Source organism: Streptomyces sp. NPDC006235 (assembly GCF_040613735.1).
GTDB lineage: Bacteria > Actinomycetota > Actinomycetes > Streptomycetales > Streptomycetaceae > Streptomyces.
Genome location: NZ_JBEXSR010000015.1, coordinates 131216 through 144853, shown reverse-complemented (window position 1 = coordinate 144853; position 13638 = coordinate 131216). Strand labels below are relative to the sequence as shown.

The 13638-nt window shown below is 70.3% G+C and carries 12 protein-coding genes; 2 read left to right on the top strand and 10 right to left on the bottom strand.

The window, feature by feature from the left end; genetic code table 11:
- The first annotated feature begins 85 nt into the window (after positions 1 to 85).
- Positions 86 to 1582: a cytochrome P450 gene (locus ABZ192_RS19885; protein ID WP_356925760.1), complete on the top strand. Its 1497-nt coding sequence runs from the start codon at positions 86 to 88 to the stop codon at positions 1580 to 1582.
- Here ABZ192_RS19885 and ABZ192_RS19880 read toward each other — a convergent pair.
- From ABZ192_RS19880 to ABZ192_RS19835, 10 genes are all read right to left on the bottom strand, one after another.
- Complete coding sequence (locus ABZ192_RS19880; RefSeq protein ID WP_356925759.1) at positions 1544 to 2386, bottom strand: pentapeptide repeat-containing protein; 843 nt, start codon at positions 2384 to 2386, stop codon at positions 1544 to 1546. The two genes, ABZ192_RS19885 and ABZ192_RS19880, sit on opposite strands and share 39 nt — an antisense overlap.
- 36 nt (positions 2387 to 2422) lie before the next feature.
- The gene (locus tag ABZ192_RS19875; RefSeq protein ID WP_356925758.1) at positions 2423 to 3157 is read right to left on the bottom strand and encodes a PIG-L deacetylase family protein; all 735 of its coding nucleotides are present in this window, start codon (positions 3155 to 3157) and stop codon (positions 2423 to 2425) included.
- Between the two features lie 52 nt (positions 3158 to 3209).
- A complete protein-coding gene (locus ABZ192_RS19870; protein ID WP_356925757.1) occupies positions 3210 to 4511 on the bottom strand; it encodes an alpha/beta fold hydrolase in 1302 nt (433 codons plus the stop codon).
- A 109-nt stretch (positions 4512 to 4620) separates the two neighbouring features.
- Positions 4621 to 5646: a LacI family DNA-binding transcriptional regulator gene (locus ABZ192_RS19865; RefSeq protein WP_356925756.1), complete on the bottom strand. Its 1026-nt coding sequence runs from the start codon at positions 5644 to 5646 to the stop codon at positions 4621 to 4623.
- 87 nt (positions 5647 to 5733) lie between these two features.
- On the bottom strand, positions 5734 to 7158 hold the full coding sequence (locus ABZ192_RS19860) for a BNR repeat-containing protein (protein ID WP_356925755.1): 1425 nt from the start codon (positions 7156 to 7158) through the stop codon (positions 5734 to 5736).
- 17 nt (positions 7159 to 7175) lie between these two features.
- Positions 7176 to 7496, bottom strand: a complete 321-nt coding sequence (locus ABZ192_RS19855) for an L-rhamnose mutarotase (RefSeq protein ID WP_020272132.1) — start codon at positions 7494 to 7496, stop codon at positions 7176 to 7178.
- An 18-nt stretch (positions 7497 to 7514) separates the two neighbouring features.
- A complete protein-coding gene (gene rhaS / locus ABZ192_RS19850; protein WP_356925754.1) occupies positions 7515 to 8600 on the bottom strand; it encodes a rhamnose ABC transporter substrate-binding protein in 1086 nt (361 codons plus the stop codon).
- Positions 8601 to 8683: 83 nt separating this feature from the next.
- Complete coding sequence (locus ABZ192_RS19845; protein WP_356925753.1) at positions 8684 to 9658, bottom strand: ABC transporter permease; 975 nt, start codon at positions 9656 to 9658, stop codon at positions 8684 to 8686.
- Positions 9651 to 10691, bottom strand: a complete 1041-nt coding sequence (locus ABZ192_RS19840) for an ABC transporter permease (protein ID WP_356925752.1) — start codon at positions 10689 to 10691, stop codon at positions 9651 to 9653. Before ABZ192_RS19840 ends, ABZ192_RS19845 begins: the two co-directional genes overlap by 8 nt.
- The gene (locus ABZ192_RS19835) at positions 10688 to 12205 is read right to left on the bottom strand and encodes a sugar ABC transporter ATP-binding protein (RefSeq protein WP_356925751.1); all 1518 of its coding nucleotides are present in this window, start codon (positions 12203 to 12205) and stop codon (positions 10688 to 10690) included. The genes ABZ192_RS19840 and ABZ192_RS19835 overlap by 4 nt, the downstream gene beginning before the upstream one ends.
- Before the next feature lie 270 nt (positions 12206 to 12475).
- On the opposite strand from ABZ192_RS19835, the gene rhaI reads away from it, so the two are divergent.
- Positions 12476 to 13636 (top strand): L-rhamnose isomerase, encoded by a 1161-nt coding sequence (rhaI, locus tag ABZ192_RS19830; RefSeq protein WP_356925750.1) that lies wholly within the window; start codon positions 12476 to 12478, stop codon positions 13634 to 13636.
- Positions 13637 to 13638 lie beyond the last annotated feature (2 nt).

The following is a 13638-nucleotide window of genomic DNA, read 5'->3' as shown; positions in this document are numbered from 1 at the left end:
TCAACAACCGGACCAGACTGAACCGCGCTATTGAACCCACGTACAACACGTGCCAACCCACCGCTGTATCAAGGGAGATCGCGTCATGACGGAGGCGCCGACACGGGACGGGCTGCCCAAGGGGTTCCGCAGTGCCGAGCTGGGCTGGCCGGAGCTGGACCGCATTCCGCATCCGCCGCACCGGATCCCGCTGCTCGGTGACGTGGTGGGCGTGAACCGGCGCACTCCCCTGCAGGACACGCTGCGGTACGCCCACGAACTGGGCCCGGTCTTCCGCCGGAAGGCCTTCGGCAAGGAGTTCGTGTTCGTGTGGGGCGCCCGGCACGCGGCCGACCTCGCGGACGAGTCGCGGTTCGCCAAGCACGTGGGGCTCGGCATAGCGAACCTGCGGCCGGTGGCCGGGGACGGGCTGTTCACGGCGTACAACCACGAGCCCAACTGGCAGCTGGCGCACGACGTGCTCGCCCCGGGGTTCAGCCGCGATGCCATGGCCGGCTACCACCCGATGATGCTGGCCGTCGCGCGGCAGTTGGCGGAACACTGGGACCGGGCGGCGGCCTCGGGCCGGGCGGTGGACGTGCCGGACGACATGACCAAGCTGACGCTGGAGACCATCGCCCGCACCGGCTTCGGCCACGACTTCGAGTCGTTCGAACGCGCCCGGACGCATCCCTTCGTGACGGCGATGGTCGGCACGCTGTCGTACGCGCAGCGGCTCAACTCGGTGCCCTTCCCGCTGGCTCCGCTGCTGCTGCGCAGCGCGAGCCGCCGCAACGCGGCCGACATCGCCTACCTCAACCACACGGTCGACGAGCTGATCCGGGCCCGGCGCGCTTCCGGCCGCGGGCACGGGGACCTGCTCGACCGGATGCTGGAGACGGCCCACCCCGAGACCGGGGAGCGGCTGGAGCTCCGCAACGTCCGCCGCCAGGTCATCACCTTCCTCGTCGCCGGCCACGAGACGACGTCCGGCGCGCTCTCCTTCGCGCTGCACTACCTCTCCCGCCACCCCGAGGTCGCGGCCCGCGCCCGCGCCGAGGTGGACCGGGTCTGGGGCGACGCGACGGAACCGGCCTACGAGCAGGTGGCCAGGCTGCGCTACGTCCGCCGGGTGCTGGACGAGTCGCTGCGGCTGTGGCCCACCGCGCCCGCGTTCGCCCGGGAGGCACGGGAGGACACCGTGCTGGCCGGGGAGCATCCCATGCGGCGCGGGGCCTGGGCGCTGGTGCTGACGCCGATGCTGCACCGGGACACCGAGGTGTGGGGCGCGGACGCCGAGCGGTTCGACCCCGACCGCTTCGAGGCGCAGGCGGTACGGTCCCGGGCCCCGCACACCTTCAAACCGTTCGGGACCGGGGCGCGGGCCTGCATCGGGCGCCAGTTCGCCCTGCACGAGGCGACGCTGGTGCTCGGCCTGCTGCTGCGCCGCTACGAGCTGCTGCCCGACCCGGCGTACCGGCTGCGGGTGACCGAGCGGCTGACGCTGATGCCGGAGGGGCTGCGGCTGCGCCCGGAGCGCCGGACGCCGGTGCGGGAGCCGGCCTCAGACCTGCGCTGTCCAGTGCCCGGGGCGGGTGACTGACGCGGGCAGCCGCGTCCCGGCACTGCCCCGGGCCGCGTTCAGCTGCGGCTGGGTGAGGAAGAACGCCCCGGTCAGGTCGGCGTCCGTGAGGTCCGTGTCGCGCAGATCGGCGCCGATCAGGTCTGCGCCCCGCAGATCCGCGCCCGTGAGGTCGGCGGCGATGAGGTAGGCACCGCGCAGGTCGGCACCGCGCAGGTCGGCGCCCTTGAGGCGGGCGCCCATCAGGTCCGCGCCCCGGCGGTTCTTCTTGCGCCCCTTGGTGCCGGCCCTGGCCAGCTCGCTCGTCCTCAGCAGCAGGACGTTGACCTCCTGGCGGTGCGCCGCCACGTCCAGCCCGGCGAGCTCCTCGGGGGTCAGCCCGGTCAGCTCCTCGGTCTTCTCCAGGGTCTTGCGCAGATCGGCGTGGACGGGCCGGGCCGCGGGCAGGGAGAGCGCCTCGGTCAGGTACCACAGCAGCTCGTGGAGCTGCCGGACGACCGGGAAGACGTCGAACATGCGGCGGGCGTGCTCGGGCGGCCCGGACCGCCAGTCCCGGCCGCCGAAGGTGATCTGCGAGACCTGCTGCCCGGCGCCGAAGCAGTCGTAGACCGTGCAGCCGGTGAACCCTTTCTGTCGCAGCCTGGCGTGGATCCCGCAGCGGTGGTCGCTCTGCAGATTGCGGCAGGGTGTGCCGGCGTCCTTGTCGACGGCGAAGTCGGCCGAGGCCGCGAACGGCAGGGCGACGCAGCACAGTCCGAAGCACCGCTCGCAGTCGCCGCGCAGTTCCGCCCGCGCGGGCTGGTGATCTCGCATGACGTTCAGCATACGAAATGAAGAAACCCGCCGACGTCACGCTCTGCGTCATCTGGGGAACAGTTCGAACGCCACCGCCGGCTTGCCCCCGAACCGCTCCCCCGTGGCCTCGGCGTGCCCGGTGAGGAAGCCGCGGACGTAGGTCTCCGGGTCCTCGTCGGTCAGGGCCTCGATGTAGGTGCGGTGTTCCAGCAGGGAGCGCACCGCGCGTTCCATGCCGGACGTCGCGTCGACCGCGTGCGTGGGGGTGCTGGAACCGGCCACGGCGACCCAGCGCACGCCGTCCCAGGGCTGAAGGCCCTGCTCGGTGAGCTCCGGGAAGATCCACCGGTTGCCGGCGTCGCCTGCCGCGTCGAGCGTGGCCCGGCCGACCGCCACGTGGTCCGGGGTGTTCCAGGCGACACCGCCCCAGGTGTCCCGGTGGTTGAGCGTGATGACCAGCTCGGGCCGGTGCCGGCGGATCGCGGCGGCGATGTCGCGGCGCAGGGCGGTGCCGTACTCGATGACACCGTCCCTGTGGTCGAGGAACTCCACGGCCGACACGCCGACCACCGCCGCGCTCGCCCGCTGTTCCCGCTCCCGCAGCGGACCGCACCGCCCGGGCTCCAGTGTGTCGATGCCCGCCTCGCCCCGGGTCGCCAGCACATAGGCGACCTCGCGGCCCTCGTCGGTCCAGGCCGCGATCGCCGCCGAGCAGCCGTACTCCAGGTCGTCGGGGTGGGCCACGACCGCGAGGGCACGCCGCCAGTCGCCGGGCATGGGCTGGAGTTGAGTGGTCGTCATGCCCGCAGACTAATCCGCGCCACCGGCATCGCCACGTGTTTACGGCACGGCATCACGCCTCGTTCCGCACCAGCGCCAGCAGCCGGTCGAGGACCCGCTGGCCACCGGTCCGCACGCCGTCGTGCTCGAACTCGTCCGTGACCCAGGTGCGCAGGCCGCGGATCGTGCGGGCGGTCCGCAGGGAGTGGGCGGTGTCCACGTACATGTCGTCGTGGTAGACGGCGGCGACGACCGGTACCTCGTTCGCGGCGAGGCGGGCCGGGTCGTACAAGGGGGTCCAGTCGGTGCGGGCGGCGAGCAGGTCGGCGGTCTCGCGCAGGGGGCGCAGCGCCGGGTCGCAGTCGAACATCCAGGGGTGGATCGACTCGCCGGTGAACAGCAGCGGTTCGTCTCCCGCGAGGGCCTTCGCGGCGTCGAACTGCGGGAACTCGGCGCGGACCCGCTCGGCCGACCAGGCGGTGGGCCGGGCGTCCTGGCCGTAGATCGACTCGTGGATCAGGGCGTACAGCGGGTGGCGGGCGTAGGACAGCATGCCCTGCGCCTGCTCCTGGAACGCGTCGGAGAGCGCGAGGCCCTGCGAGGTGCGGACGAAGGCGTTCTCCAGGAGGTAGTGCAGGCGGTGGGTGCCGTCGCCGGTGCCGAGGACGATGCCGAGGGACTGGAAGGCCTCGACGGTGAGCCGGTAGCCGTTCGGCAGGACCACGTCGTGCGTGAGGAGGTGGTCGGCGATCCGGCGGGCGCGCTCGGCGTCCTGCGGGTAGCGCGCGTAGTGCGCGGTGACCTTGCGTTCGATGCGCGGGAAGGCGGCCCGGTAGACGTCGTCGGCGTGGGCGTCCAGGGAGGGCAGTCCGCCCGTGATCACGGCGGTGGCCAGGCCCTCGGGCGCGAGGGACAGGTAGGTGGTCAGGCAGAAGCCGCCGAAGCTCTGGCCGAGGACGGTCCAGGGGGCGCCGCCGGTGACCTGCGCGCGGATCGCCTCGCAGTCGCGGACGATCGAGTCGGCGCGGAAGTGCGTGAGGTAGTCGGCCTGCTCGGCCGGGCCGCCGCGCAGCGGGAGCGTCTGCCGGTTGGCGGGCGTGCTGTGGCCGGTGCCGCGCTGGTCGAGCAGGAGCACGCGGTACTCCTTCAGCGCGCGGCCGAGCCAGCCGGGCCTGCCGACGGAGCGGTCCGCGCCGAAGCCGGGACCGCCCTGGAGGTACAGCAGCCACGGCAGATCCTGCTGCGCCTTGTCGGTCGCGACGACCTCGCGGGCGTACAGCTCGATCGTCTCGTCCTCGGGGCGGCTGTGGTCGAGGGGGACGGTGAAGCGGCGGTCGGTGAGGACGACTCCGGGCTGGCGGTAGCTGAGGGTCAACAGGGCTCCCGGGACGGACGGATTTTCGGACCGCGTCCCAGTTCATCACAGCCAGTGTCCGCGGGTGGCCCCTTCGGATCATGAAATCTTCCTGAACGACCGTTCAGGTTCAGCGTCCGGACAGGCTGGAGCGGCGGACCACCAGCTCGGGCTGGAGTACCACCCGCCGGTGCTCGTGCGGCCGGGCCGGACCCTCCTCCTCCGTCTCCTCCAGGAGCAGGTCGGCCGCCATGGCGCCCATGGTGACGGCGGGCTGCCGTACCGAGGTGAGCGGCACGGCCGCGGCCGCCGCGAACTCGATGTCGTCGTAGCCGACGATGGCGAGGTCGTCCGGGACGCCGACACCGGCCGCGTACATCGCCTGGAGGACCCCGAGCGCCAGCAGGTCGTTGGCGCAGAACACGGCGGTCGGCCGGTCGGCGAGGCCGAGCAGGCGGGCGCCGGCGTCGCGGCCCGCGGCGACGTCGAGCCGTTCGGTGGGCAGCTCGCGCAGCGCGTCGGGCCCGAGCCCGGCCTCGGCGAGCGCTTCGAGGGCGCCCGTGCGCCGGTCGCGGACCTGGGTGAGGCCGGGCGGGCCGCTGACGTAGGCGATGGAGCGGTGCCCGGCGTCGACGAGATGGCGTACGGCCAGGGCGCCGCCCGCGACGTCGTCGACGGAGACCGAGCACTCGGTGGTGCCTTCGGCGACCCGGTCGACCAGGACGAACGGGATGCCGTGGCGGCGGAACGCCTCGATGTTGCGGCCCGTGGCGTCGGCCGGGGTGAGCAGCACACCGCGCACGCGCTGCTCGGCGAAGAGCGACAGGTACTCGGCCTCCTCGCCCGGGTTCTGGGCGCTGTTGCAGACCATCACGCCGAGCCCGGCCTGTCGTGCGGCGCGTTCGGCGCCGCGGGCCACGTCGACGAAGAAGGGGTTGCCCATGTCGAGGACGAGCAGCCCCATGATGCGGCTGCGGCCCGCGCGCAGCTGGCGCGCGGACTCGCTGCGGACGTAGCCGAGCCGGTCTATCGCGGACAGCACGCGGGCCCGGGTCTCGGTGGCGACCGTGTCCGGGCGGTTGATCACGTTCGACACCGTGCCGACGGAGACTCCGGCGGCACGGGCGACGTCCTTGATACCCACCGACTGGGCCATCGGGCAGGGACCTCCAGGGGGAGACGAGGGGGGCGGCGGCCGGGGCGGCTTCACATTACGGCACGCCGCCCCGGGAACCGGGCGCGGTCAGGCGGGCAACCGGAAGTCGGTGACGTGCAGCGCCGAGGGCGTCGTACCGCTGGATTTCTCCTGGTACATGAACGACAGCACCCCGTCCTGCGCGACGCGCGTCTCGTCGACGACGACCTCGCCGAAGGCGTTGAGGCCGCTGCCGTCGAACAGGATCTTCCAGTCGGTGTAACCGGAGGCGGCCGAGGCGCCGGCGATCCGCCCGAAGGGGAAGATCGCGTAGGCGTTGTCGTACTTGTCCAGGACCAGCTTGGTGCGCTGGCTGGAGCTCAGCGGAACCGGGATCTCGGTCTTCTGCCAGGAGCCCGAGGCGTTCTTGCGGACGTGGAAGGCGCGTCCGTTGGCGGTGCGGTCGGCGACGTAGTTCGTGGTGCACTGCCCGAACCGGCCCGGGACGTAGGAGATGATCGCGTGCGGCCGGCCCGCGGAGTCGGTGAACTGGCTCTCCTGGTTCATCAGGGAGTGGTCCGGGTTGAGCGGGTCGACGACCAGGCCGGCGTCGGTGACGGAGACCTTGTCGGAGCCGCCGGTGACGCCGACGACGCTGCCCGCGTTGTTGCGCCAGGTGCGGCCGCGGTCGTCGGAGTAGACGTAGCCGGTGTCGTGGTTGGTGATGCCGCCGCCGTTGCACATCACGGCGCCGTTCTGCTCGCGCCAGGTGAAGAAGGAGTGCAGCCGGCCGTTCCGGTCGTAGTCGATGCCGTGCAGGTACATGTTGCGGGCGGTCGAGGAGCCGTGCTCGCTGGTGTACGTGCCGGTGGAGCTGGACCACTCCCCCAGGTTGGTCCACTTGGTGCCGTCGTACTCGGCGAGGGCGTTGCGGCCGTTGCCGGAGACGGCGACGCGGTAGCTCAGCTGGAGCTTGCCGTCGGGCGTGGATATGAACTGCGGGTAGGTGAACTGCGAGGTCAGCGCGAGGCCGTCCAGGGTGGACTGGGGCGCTCCGAAGCGGCTGGCGGTCCAGCTCAGCCCGCCGGGGTTGTCCAGGAGCCCGGCGACCGACTTGACGTAGGTGAAGCCGTCGCTGTGGGAGTCCATGTTGAGGTGCAACCGGCCGTCGACCTTGGAGACGCCCATGGAGATGACGTTGTGGGAGTCGTTGTACCGCAGGGTGTGCCCGACCTTCACCGTCGACCAGGTGCTGCCGCCGAGCACCCGTCGTCCGACGACGGCGTTGCGGTCGGCGGTGTACCAGACGGCGTACTGGTAGCCCTTGTAGGTCAGCAGGCCGTTCTTCTGGAAAGAGTTGTTGTTGACCAGTCCGTCGTACGACACGAAGAAGATGGCCTGGCTGTCGAGAGTCGTGGTGCCGGTCCGGGTGACGGAGGGCCCGGGGTCGGCGGCCCGCGCGGTGCCGGAGGCGAGGGCGGGGGTCACCACGGCTCCGGCGAAAGCGGCGGCCAGCAACGTACGTCTGTGCATCTCATGAACTCCATTGTTCAGGCGAGGTGGAACACTTCCGTGAGCGGTTTCATGGCCTCGTCGGGCCGGGCGCCGTCCAGCGACTCGAAGAACGGCGCCATCTCTGCCTGCCAGCGGGCGTTGACGTCGGTGGCTTCCATGCCGGCCTGGGCGGCCGCGAAGTCCTCGGTCTCCAGGTAGCCGACGAGCAGTCCGTCCTCGCGCAGGAAGAGCGAGTAGTTGTGCCAGCCGGTCGCCTTCAGGGCGTCGAGCATCTCGGGCCACACGGCGGCGTGCCGCTCGCGGTACTCGTCGAGGCGGTCCGCCCGGACCTTCAGCAGGAAGCACACGCGCTGCATCAACAACCCTTTCGGTGATCAGAAGTTGAACTGGTCGATGTTCTTGGCGTCGAACACGGTCGGCTTGCCGAGGCTGATCACTCCGTCCTTGCCGATGGTGTACTCGCCCATGGAGCCGGCCTTGAAGGTCTCGCCCTCCTTGCCGGTGATCTGCCCGGAGGACAGGGCGACGGCGGTACGGGCGGCCAGCTCGCCGAGCTTCGCCGGGTCCCACAGCTCGAACGCCTCGACGGTGCCGTTCTTGACGTACTTGCGCATGTCGTTCGGGGTGCCGAGGCCGGTCAGCTTGACCTTGCCCTTGTACTTGGAGCCCGACAGGTACTGGGCGGCGGCCTTGATGCCGACGGTGGTCGGGGAGATGATCCCCTTCAGGTTCGGGTACTCCTGGAGCAGGCCCTGGGTCTGCTGGAAGGACTGCTGGGCGTCGTCGTTGCCGTACGCGGTCTTCACCAGCTTCATGTTCTTGTACTCGGGCTTCTTCAGCTCGTCCTTCATGAAGTCGATCCAGGTGTTCTGGTTCGTCGCGGTCTGCGCGGCGGACAGGATCGCGATCTCGCCCTTGTAGCCGATCTGCTTGGCGAGCAGCTGCACCTCGGTCCGGCCCAGGTCCTCGGCGGAGGCCTGCGAGACGAAGGCGTTGCGGCAGTCGGGCGTGGTGTCGGAGTCGTACGTGACGACCTTGATGCCGTTCTTCATGGCCTGCTTGAGCGCGGTGCACAGGGCGCCCGGGTCCTGCGCGGAGACGGCCATCGCGTCGACCTGCTGCTGGGTGAGCGTGTTGACGTAGCTGACCTGCCCGGAGGTGTCGGTCGCGCTGGACGGACCGACCTCCTTGTAGCTGGAGCCGAGCTCCTTGAGCGCCTTCTCGCCGCCCTTGTCGGCGGTGGTGAAGTACGGGTTGTTGACCTGCTTGGGCAGGAACCCGACGGTGAGGCCCTTCTTCAGCTCGGCATTCGGGTCGGCCTTGCCGGCGGTGGCGGCGGAGCCGCCCTCATTGGCGACGTCCTTCTTGGTGGTGCCGCCACCGCAGGCGGTGAGCGCCAGGGCGAGCGAGGTGGCGGTGGCGAGCGCCGCGCAGCTGCGGCGGAGGGTTGACTTACGCATGACTTGTTCCTTTGAACGAGGTTGAGGGAAACGCCCTGCTTTCAGGGGCGCGGGGAACTGCGCGACCAGCCACAACCAGACGGTCAGCCGGAAGATTGAGCACGCACAACGGCGATCTGCCGAGCCACCCGAGGCCCGAGCACGGAAAGCACCAGCAACACACCGGTCACGACGATCTGTGACTGCGCGGAAACGTCCTGGAGGCTCATGACGTTCTGCAGCGCCCCCAGCAGGAACACCCCGGCGATGGCGCCGCCCAACGTGCCCTTGCCACCGTCGAAGTCGATACCGCCGAGCAACACCGCGGCCACAACCGACAGTTCGAGCCCCGTCGCGTTGTCGTACCGCGCACTCGCGTAGTGCAGCGCCCAGAAGATGCCGGTGAGCGAGGCCATCAACCCGGTCACCGTGAACAGCAGCAGCTTCTGCCGCTTGACCCGGATGCCGGCGAACCGCGCCGCCTCCTCACTCGCCCCGATCGCGAACAGCGACCGCCCGAACGGCGTGGCGTGCAGTGCGACCACAGCGATGGCGAGCAGGACGAGGAACGGCAGGAAGGCGTACGGGATGAAGGTGTCCCCGATGCGCCCGGCCGCGAAGTCCAGGTACTGCGTCGGGAAGTCGGTCACCGCGTCCGACCCGAGCACGATCTGCGCGACACCCCGGTACGCGGCCAGCGTGCCGATCGTGACGGCCAGCGAGGGCAGCCCCAGCCGCGTCACCAGCAGGCCGTTGATCAGCCCGCACACGACGCCCAGCAGCAGGCAGATCGGGATGATCGTCTCGATGGCCATGCCCTGGTTCCACAGGGCGCCCATCACCGCACCGGACAGACCCGCCGTGGACGCCACCGACAGGTCGATCTCCCCGGAGACGACCAGCAGGGTCATCGGCAACGCGATCAGCGCGATCGGCAGCGTGTTGCCGATCAGGAACGACAGGTTGAGCGCGTTGCCGAACCCGTCGACGAAGCCGAAGGAGAACAGCAGGACCACGATCAGCAGGGCGCCGACCACCGTGTCCCAGCGGACCGCTCGGCTCAGGGAGATGTCAGCCATGGCGGGCGTTCCTCTTCTTCAGGGCGGAGGCCACGCGCAGCGCGACGATCCGGTCGACCGCGATGGCGAGGATGAGCAGGATGCCGTTGATGGCGAGCACCCAGACGGAGCTGACGCCGAGGGCGGGCAGCACACTGTTGATGGACGTCAGCAGCAGCGCGCCGAGGGCCGCGCCGTAGACGCTGCCGGAGCCGCCGGTGAAGACGACACCGCCGACCACGACCGCGCTGACGACGGTCAGTTCGTAGCCGGTGCCGGTGCCGGAGTCGACGTTGCCGAACCGCGCGAGGTACATGGCGCCGGCGAGTCCGGCGAGGGCGCCGCAGAAGGTGTACGCGGCGAGGATCCGCTTGCGCACGGGGATGCCGGCGAGGCGGGCGGCCTCGGGGTTGGAACCCAGCGCGTACAGCTCGCGGCCGCTGGCGAAGTGCTTGAGGTAGTAGGCGGTGGCGATGAGGACCGCCAGCGCGATCAGCGCCAGGTACGGCACCGCCGAGATGCCGCCGGAGCCGAAGTCGACGAAACCGCCGGGCAGATCGGCCGCGGTGATCTGGCTGGAGCCGACCCAGATGGAGTCGATGCCGCGGATGATGTAGAGCGTGCCGAGGGTGACGACGAGCGCGGGCACCTGGCCGAGACTGACGAGCAGGCCGTTGAGCAGTCCGAAGCCGATGCCGAGCAGGACCGCCAGTGCGATCGCCACGACCGGGTTGCCGCCGCCCTGGAGATACGTTCCGGCGGCGAAGGCGCTGATGCCGAGCGTGGACCCGACGGACAGGTCGACGTTGCGGGTGATGACGACGAGGGACTGGCCGGTGGCGACCAGCACGAGGATCGTCGCGTTCAGCAGCAGGTCCTTGATGCCCTGTTCGGACAGGAACTGGCTGTTGCCGGCCTGGGTGACGGCGATCATCACCAGGAAGACGACCAGGATGGCGAGTTCGCGCATCTTGAAGACGCGGTCGACCAGCCGGGTGCCGCTCGACTTGGGCACGTCGGCCACGGGGGCCTCTTGGGGAGTGACGACCGTCATGCGGCGGCCCTCCCGGTGGCTGCGGCCATCACGGTTTCCTCGGTGGCGTCGGAGCGTGGGATCTCGGCGGTGAGCCGTCCCTCGTGCATGACCAGCACGCGGTCGGCCATGCCGAGGATCTCGGGCAGGTCGGAGGAGATCATCAGGACGGCGACGCCGTCGGCGGCCAGCTGGGACAGCAGCCGGTGCACCTCGGCCTTGGTGCCGACGTCGATGCCGCGGGTCGGCTCGTCGACGATCAGCACCCTGGGGCCGGTGGCGAGCCACTTGGCGAGCACGACCTTCTGCTGGTTGCCGCCGGACAGGGTGTTGACGGTGTCGGCGATCCGGGCGTACTTGACCTGGAGCTTGACGGCCCAGTCGAGGGAGCGGCTGCGCTCGGCGCCGCGGTCCATCAGACCCGCCTTCACCGTCGTGCGCAGTCCGGTGAGCCCGATGTTGCGCTCGATCGACATGTCCATCACCAGGCCCTGGGCGCGCCGGTCCTCGGGGACCAGGGCCAGTCCGGCGGACATCGCGGTGGACGGGGCGCCGTTGACCAGGGCCTTGCCGTCGACGGTGACCTCGCCGGCGTCCCAGCGGTCGATGCCGAACACGGCCCGGGCGACCTCCGTACGCCCGGCGCCGACGAGTCCGGCGAGGCCGACGATCTCGCCGTGCCGTACCTCGAAGGAGACGTCGGTGAACACGCCCTCGCGGGTCAGGCGGCGCACGCTCAGGGCGACCTCGCCCGGCTGCACGTCCTGCTTGGGGTAGAGCTCGTCGAGGTCGCGGCCGACCATGCGGCGCACCAGGTCGTCCTCGGTCATGCCCTCCAGTGGCTCACTGCCGACCAGGGCGCCGTCGCGCAGGGTGGTGACCCGCTGGCAGATCTCGAAGATCTCCTCCAGGCGGTGGGAGATGAACAGCACGGCGGCGCCCTGGTCGCGCAGGGTGCGTACGACGCCGAAGAGGCGGGCGACCTCGCTGCCGGTGAGCGCGGCGGTCGGCTCGTCCATGATCAGGACGCGGGCGTCGAAGGAGAGGGCCTTGGCGATCTCGACGATCTGCTGGTCGGCGATGGACAGGCCGCGGGCGGGCCGGTCGGGGTCGAGTTCGACTCCGAGGCGCTCCATGAGGGCGGCGGTCGCGTTGTGGGTGGCCTTGTGGTCGATCCGGCCGAGGGCGCGCCGGGGCTGGCGGCCCATGTAGATGTTCTCGGCGATCGACAGGTCGGGGAAGAGCGTGGGCTCCTGGTAGATCACGGCGATGCCGGCGTCGCGGGCGTCACCGGGGCCGTGGAAGGTGACGGGCGCACCGTCGAGCAGCACCTGGCCGGCGTCCGGCCGGTGCACTCCGGCGAGTGCCTTGATGAGGGTGGACTTGCCGGCACCGTTCTCACCGGCGAGCGCGTGCACCTCCCCGGGGAACAGCTCCAGGGAGACGTCCCGCAGTGCGCGGACCGCACCGAAGGACTTGGAGACGTCCTTCAGTGCCAGAACCGGGGCCGGACCCGTGGTGGACGGGTGGGTCATGGGGGCTCCTCGACGACGCCGGCGGGACAGCCTCTCGGCGTCGCGGGCGTCGTGAAAGGTTTCAACTGGGTTGCCGGGACGTTAGGCGGGTCGCGCATGTCACGTCAATGGGTTCCGGTCGAAAATGTTTCGAGGACAGAAGGTCACGCCCTGGTCACGAGTAACCGTGTCGACCGGAGGGGTTGACACCCCTTCGGGGGGCCCATAACTTCGCGTTCTGAATCGTTTCATTCGGTGGTCGTTACGACCCGATGCCTCAGGAGCCCTGACGTGACCGAGCTCGCCGCGGTGAAGGCCGCTCTCAAGACCCAGGCAGTCGAGACGCCGTCGTGGGCGTACGGGAACTCGGGCACGCGCTTCAAGGTGTTCGCGCAAGCGGGTGTGCCGCGCAATCCGTACGAGAAACTGGACGACGCGGCGAAGGTGCACGAGTTCACGGGGGTCGCCCCGACGGTTGCCCTGCACATTCCGTGGGACAAGGTCGACGACTACGCGGCGCTGGCGAAGCACGCGGAGCAGCGGGGCGTGAGGTTGGGGGCGATCAACTCCAACACGTTCCAGGACGACGACTACAAGCTCGGAAGCATCTGCCACCCGGAGGCTTCCGTGCGCCGCAAGGCCGTCGACCACCTGCTGGAGTGTGTCGACATCATGGATGCGACGGGTTCGACGGACCTGAAGCTGTGGTTCGCCGACGGGACGAACTATCCCGGGCAGGACGACATCCGGGCCCGGCAGGACCGGCTCGCCGAGGGGCTCGCGGAGGTCTACGAGCGGCTGGGCGACGGGCAGCGGATGCTGCTGGAGTACAAGTTCTTCGAGCCGGCCTTCTACTCGACGGATGTGCCGGACTGGGGCACGGCGTACGCCCACTGCCTGAAGCTCGGGCCGAAGGCGCAGGTCGTCGTCGACACGGGGCATCACGCGCCGGGGACCAATATCGAGTTCATCGTGGCGACGCTGCTGCGGGAGGGGAAGCTCGGGGGGTTCGACTTCAACTCGCGGTTCTACGCGGATGACGACCTGATGGTGGGCGCGGCGGACCCCTTCCAGCTGTTCCGGATCATGTACGAGGTGATCCGGGGCGGGGGGTTCTCGCCCGAGGTGGCGTTCATGCTCGACCAGTGCCACAACATCGAGGCGAAGATCCCGGCGATCATCCGGTCGGTGATGAATGTGCAGGAGGCGACGGCGAAGGCGCTGCTCGTCGACCGGGAGGCGCTGGGTGAGGCGCAGAGGTCGGGGGACGTGCTCGGGGCGAATGCCGTGGTGATGGACGCGTACAACACCGATGTCCGGCCTCTTCTGGCCGAGGTGCGGGGGGAAATGGGTCTCGACCCGGATCCGATCGCCGCGTATCGCCGTTCCGGGTGGGCGGAGAAGATCGTTGATGAGCGGGTTGGTGGGGAGCAGGCGGGGTGGGGTGCGTAAGC

Coding starts and splice junctions, on each gene's coding strand:
- ABZ192_RS19880 (WP_356925759.1), bottom strand. CDS start 2,386: ATGCTGAACGTCATGCGAGATCACCAGCCCGCGCGGGCGGAACTGCGC.
- ABZ192_RS19855 (WP_020272132.1), bottom strand. CDS start 7,496: ATGCAGCGCGTGTGCTTCCTGCTGAAGGTCCGGGCGGACCGCCTCGAC.
- rhaS (WP_356925754.1), bottom strand. CDS start 8,600: ATGCGTAAGTCAACCCTCCGCCGCAGCTGCGCGGCGCTCGCCACCGCC.
- ABZ192_RS19885 (WP_356925760.1), top strand. CDS start 86: ATGACGGAGGCGCCGACACGGGACGGGCTGCCCAAGGGGTTCCGCAGT.
- ABZ192_RS19845 (WP_356925753.1), bottom strand. CDS start 9,658: ATGGCTGACATCTCCCTGAGCCGAGCGGTCCGCTGGGACACGGTGGTC.
- ABZ192_RS19840 (WP_356925752.1), bottom strand. CDS start 10,691: ATGACGGTCGTCACTCCCCAAGAGGCCCCCGTGGCCGACGTGCCCAAG.
- ABZ192_RS19835 (WP_356925751.1), bottom strand. CDS start 12,205: ATGACCCACCCGTCCACCACGGGTCCGGCCCCGGTTCTGGCACTGAAG.
- ABZ192_RS19875 (WP_356925758.1), bottom strand. CDS start 3,157: ATGACGACCACTCAACTCCAGCCCATGCCCGGCGACTGGCGGCGTGCC.
- ABZ192_RS19860 (WP_356925755.1), bottom strand. CDS start 7,158: ATGCACAGACGTACGTTGCTGGCCGCCGCTTTCGCCGGAGCCGTGGTG.
- ABZ192_RS19865 (WP_356925756.1), bottom strand. CDS start 5,646: ATGGCCCAGTCGGTGGGTATCAAGGACGTCGCCCGTGCCGCCGGAGTC.